The 5,108-nt window shown below is 64.5% G+C and carries 5 protein-coding genes; 2 read left to right on the plus strand and 3 right to left on the minus strand.

Translation table 11 applies throughout. The annotated features are described in order from the left end of the window. Positions 1–441 (plus strand): aldolase/citrate lyase family protein (locus tag AC1DBQ_RS21580; RefSeq protein ID WP_476930463.1); only part of this gene is annotated, 441 nt, incomplete at its 5' end. Between the two features lie 151 nt (positions 442–592). Here the strand turns inward: AC1DBQ_RS21580 and AC1DBQ_RS21585 are convergent. The 3 genes from AC1DBQ_RS21585 to AC1DBQ_RS21595 all read right to left on the minus strand — a co-directional run bounded on the left by AC1DBQ_RS21585 (position 593) and on the right by AC1DBQ_RS21595 (position 3,391). Then, positions 593–1,651, minus strand: coding sequence for an ABC transporter substrate-binding protein (locus AC1DBQ_RS21585; protein ID WP_476930464.1), 1,059 nt, complete (start codon positions 1,649–1,651; stop codon positions 593–595). Between the two features lie 3 nt (positions 1,652–1,654). Continuing rightward, entirely contained in the window at positions 1,655–2,413 is a 759-nt protein-coding gene (locus tag AC1DBQ_RS21590; RefSeq protein WP_476930467.1) for an ABC transporter permease, read from the minus strand. Between the two features lie 159 nt (positions 2,414–2,572). Beyond that, positions 2,573–3,391 carry an ABC transporter ATP-binding protein gene (locus tag AC1DBQ_RS21595; RefSeq protein ID WP_476930465.1) on the minus strand — a complete coding sequence of 273 codons (819 nt, stop codon included), beginning with the start codon at positions 3,389–3,391 and terminating at the stop codon, positions 2,573–2,575. A gap of 242 nt (positions 3,392–3,633) precedes the next feature. Here AC1DBQ_RS21595 and AC1DBQ_RS21600 point away from each other — a divergent pair. Beyond that, on the plus strand, positions 3,634–5,108 hold a 1,475-nt coding region (locus AC1DBQ_RS21600), incomplete at its 3' end, for a sensor histidine kinase (protein ID WP_476930466.1).

The raw sequence follows: 5,108 nt of genomic DNA on the forward strand, positions 1-5,108 counted from the left end.
CCAAACGTGGTGGCCCTCATGTGGCGTGCGGAAGACCTGCTGGCGTCGCTCGGCGGGACCTCCAGCAGGACGGAGAACGGTGATTACCGGGCCGTCGCGCTGCACGCCCGCTCCAGCGTGCTCCTGGCCGCCGGCGCTTTCGGCAAGGACGCGATCGACGCCGTCTACGTCAACATCCCGGACCTCGCCGGGCTCGCGCTCGAGGCCCGCGACGCCGTGGCCTCGGGATTCTCCTCCAAGGCCTGCATCCACCCTGACCAGGTGGCCGTCGTCCGTGAAGCCTACGCCCCAACCGAGGCCGAGGTCGCGGCGGCCGCCGAGCTGCTCGACGCTGCCGCCGCCGCAGGCACGGKAGTCTTCCAGTTCAAGGGCAAGATGATCGACGGCCCCATCCTCAAGCACGCCGAGTCCACCCTCCGCCGGGCCGGGCGCACGGTCTAAGAACTCCCGCAACGACGTGGCGGGTGCGTTCCGGGATTCCTCCCGGGACGCACCCGCCACCTCATGTGTGCCTGGGAATTCTTTCCCAGTTTCCCTGCCCGGGCTGCCCCTGGTTCGCTGCAGCTACTTTCGAGGTGCTATTTCTCTGTTCCTATTTCTCTGCCGGGACCTGGTCGGCAAACGCCGTGGTGTAGGTCTTGCTCAGGTCGATGGATGAGCCTTTGCCCTTGACGTTGGTGGAGTATTTGTCCAGGATGCTGAGCACGTTCTTGGCGCCGTCGGCGTCCATCTTTCCGTCCTTGTTGAACATCGTTTTGGTGTCGTTGATGGATTTCTCGTAGAGCGCCTGTCCGGCGTTGGCATATTCCTTGGGCATCTTGGCGGCGATCTCCGCGGCGCTGTGGCTGTTGATGAACCGGAGGGCGCCCACGAAGGCGTTGACCACCTTCTGGACAGTTTGCGGGTTCTTCTGCACGAAGTCGCAGCTCATGTACACCGACGCTGCGGGATAGAGGCCGCCGAGCGCCTTGCGAGTGCCCTCCTCCGTGCGCATGTCGATCATTACTTTGCCCTTGCCGGTTTCAACGAGCTGGGCGATGGTGGGATCGGTGGTCATGCCCGCATCGATGCCATTGTTGTCCATGGCCGCGATGAAGGTCTGGCCGGCACCGACTTTGGCCGGGGTGTAGCTCTTCACACCGGCCTGGCCGGCGAGGGCCTGGGTCAGGAAGTCGGTGGAGGACCCCAGCGACGTGATGCCCAGGTTTCGGCCTTCAAAGTCAGCCGCCGTCGTGATGGTGCCGGCCTTGCTGGTGGAGACAACTTCGGCCTCGCCGGGGATGTTCGCCAGCTGCACCACGGAGGTGATGCACTGTCCCTTGGCCTGCAAATCGATGGTGTGGTCATAGAACCCCTCAACGGCTTGTGCATTGCCGGTCAGCAGCGAGTTCTCCGCGGTGGCGCCAGATTGCTCGCCGAGCAGGTTGACTTTGACCCCTTCCTTTTMGAACAGGCCCAGGCCCTCGGCAAGCTTGGCGGGCATGTAGATGACCTTTTCCAGGCCGCCCACAATGATGTTGACTTCCGGTGTGCTGGCGCTGTCGACCGAAGCCGCCCGCGAATCCTGGCAGCCGCTGACTCCCGCGGCGACCGMGACGGTGAGAAGGATGGCTGATGCCTGGACACTACGTCGCTGTAGTTTCGTTTTCATGGTTTAGATTCCCTTGATCTGAGTMTGGGCCTGAGACGGCCGCCATTTGAGGAGCTTGTTTTCTGCGGTGGTAATGACGGATTCCGCCAACAGCGCCACCACGGTGACGATGATCATGCCGGCGTAAATACCCGCCGAGTCGAACGTGCCCTGGGCGTTGGCGATCAGCATGCCCATGCCGTGTTTCGCCCCGGCGTACTCGCCCACGATCGCGCCGATGAGCGCGAACCCGAACGCGGTGTGGAGTGAGGAAAGAATCCAGGTGGTGGCGCTGGGAAGCACGATCGACGTCAGGATCTTGCGTTTGCCTGCTCCGAGGATCCGCGCGTTGTTGACCACGTTGCCGTCCACTTCCCGGGCGCCGGTGAAGGCGTTGAAGAACACCGCGAAGAACACCAGGACCACCACCGTGGCAATTTTGGAGCTGATGCCGAAACCGAACCAGATGATGAACAGCGCGGCGAGGACGATGCGCGGGACGGCGTTGGCGGCCTTGATGAAGGGTGAAAAGACTTCCGCCATGTAGTGGCTCCGGCCCAAGAGGACGCCGAGCACGATTCCGGCGACCGTGCCAATGGCGAAGCCGGCCGTGGCCTCCAGTACGGTATAGCCGATGTTTTCCCACACCGAGCCGAACTGGGTGCCGGAGGCAAACCATTGGATCAGCCGGTCCMAGATCAGGGACGGCTTGGAGTAGAAGAACGGGTCGATTAGATAGGTGGCGGTCAGTTMCCAGCTGCCAAGCCACACTGCGACGATCACTGCGCGCAAGGCCCACACCTTGTAACCRGCATTTCGTCTGGACCTGCGGGCGCCGGCKAGCAAGCCGGCTTCGTTTTCGGCGCTGAGTTCCTGCCCMCGTGCGGCGGGCGGGGCGCTGATGGTGGGTGACGTCATCGTCGTTGTCCTAACTGGTTGCGTTTACTTTGCATCGGGTTGCCCGGCGGTGGCTCTGGCCTGTTCCACTTCGTCGCGCAGGCTGTCCCAGACCTGGCGGTAGATGGCCAGGAACTCGGGCGTGAGCCGGACCTCCTCCACATCGCGGGGACGGGGAAGGTCCACCCTGAATTCCGCTTTGATGGTGGCGGGGCTGGCCGTCATGACCACCACCCGGTCAGCAAGGGCAATGGCCTCTTCGAGGTCGTGGGTGACGAAGACAACGGCGGCGTCGCTGCCGCCCCAAAGTCGCAGGAGTTCCTGTTGCATGAGCTGGCGGGTCTGGACGTCCAGGGCGCTGAACGGTTCGTCCATCAGCATGATCTCGGGTTCGTTGACCAGMRTCTGGGCCAGCGCGACCCGCTTCCGCATGCCGCCGGAGAGCTGGTGCGGGTAGTACTTTTCAAACCTTCCCAGTCCAACCCGCTCCACCCATTCCCGGGCCTGGATGCGGGCGTCGGCCTTCGACGCTCCCCGATAGCGGGKGCCCGAGGCCACGTTGTCCAACACGGTCTGCCACGGAAGGGTTGCGTCGGCCTGGAACATGTACCCGACCCGGGCCGGGATGCCGGTCACCAATTCACCCCGAACATACGTTTCGCCTTCCGAGGCGGGCTGCAGGCCGGAGATCAAGGACAAGGTGGTGGATTTGCCACAACCGGTGGGGCCGACGACGGCGACGAACTCCCCGGGGGCAACAGCCAGGTTCACATMGCGGATGGCCGTATGGATGCCCCCGCCGTTMTTCGGGAATCTCTTCGTCGCCGCCCTCAACTCAATCAGCGGCGCCTTATTGGCTGGCATGGTGTCTCCTTCGTCACTTTGCGTTGCTGCGGCGCAGGCCCGGAATTYGGTTGCCTGTGCGCCACGTCACACGACGCTACGGCGTGAAATCGGCGTCGTCGCCCTTTAGCTCCATTGCCGCTAAACAACCCTTTATGCACCTTGTGCGCTTTGTGCTCACGCGTCAGTGGTGCCCGGGGGGCAATGGCCCTAACGTTGTCCCGGGTCACCGGGGTCCGGTGCGGAACGTGAATGAGGAGCCGGTGGAAGCAGTGGACAGTGTTGTCCCGGRRGTGGGGGAGCGCCGGGCGGGGCACCAGTCAGGGTTGGCGTTTTCGACCAGGATGCTGGTCCTTCAGCTCGCCGTTGTGGTTCTGGTCATTATCCTGACCGCGGGTGTCTACGGCTGGCTGACCTATCAGCGGCTCAGCGATGAGATCGGATCGAAATCCCTGGCGGTGGCGCAGAGCCTCGCGGTGGAGGAACCCATCCGCACGGAACTTGGCGCTGTCGCCACGGCTGACCTCACGCCGGTGAATTCCACGCTGCGCACAGGGCCCGTCCAGCAACTTGCCGAAGTCCTCCGGGACCGGACTGACGCCTTGTTCGTCGTGGTCACGGACAGGTCCGGCCTGCGCTGGTCACATCCCAACCCGGCCGAACTCGGCCGGCCGGTGAGCACCAGCCCGGATGCCGCCCTCTCGGGACAGGAGATCACCGTCCAGGAGACCGGAACCCTCGGGCCTTCCGTTCGMTCGAAAGTCCCGGTMTGGTCCGCCGACGGCCGGTCCATTGTCGGCGAGGTCAGCGTCGGTTTTTCCACCCGAGACGTGCTCGCGGGTTTGCAGGCCGCCATCCTCCCCATCCTCGGAGTTGCCGCCGTGGCCCTGACACTCGGCACGGCCGGAACGGCCCTCCTGAGCCGGCGGCTGCGGACCGACACACTGGGCCTGGAACCTGCTGAGATCGGCGAGCTTGTGCAGGACCRGGCAGTGGTGCTCTACGGTGTCGACGAAGGTGTGCTGGGCATCGCTGAAGACGGTCGCGTCACCATCTGCAACGGGAAGGCCCGCCGCCTTCTGGGCCTGGCGGGAACATCCGGCCGCACCTTGGCGGAACTCGGACTCCCCTCCAGGGTGCTGGCTCTGCTCGAGCCCGCCAACGCCGACGGAAACAAGAGCGTTCAGATGATGGTGAACGGCTCCGTGCTGATCATGACGGCTCGCAAGGTGGTGCGGGGCCGGCGGAAACTTGGCTGGGTCCTGATGGTCCGGGACCGGACGGACGTCGAGGCACTCAGCCGCCAACTGGATGCCGTGGGGGCGCTCTCCACCGCGTTGAGGGCCCAGCGCCACGAATTCGCCAACCGTTTACATGCCGTTTCGGGGTTGCTGAACGTCGGCCGCGCGGACGAGGCAGCCAGCTACCTGCAGGCAACGCTGAAATCGGGCCCCTTGAAGTACCCGGTGGACTTTGCGGGCAAGCTTGAGGACACCTACCTCCAGGCGTTCATTGGCGCGAAGGCGCTGCGGGCGGCGGAGCTGGGCGTGCCCCTCCGCCTGGGCGACGCCACMTTGATCACKGGGACGGTATCCGATCCGCAGAACGTCACGACGGTCCTGGGGAACCTGGTGGATAACGCGGTGGCGGCCGCCGTGCGGGGGGCGTGCCTGGACCGTTGGGTGGAAGTGGAGCTTCTCAGCGAGGACACCACGCTTCATCTCACGGTGGCTGATTC

It is taken from the genome of Arthrobacter sp. 10T413_2, from assembly GCF_056394205.1.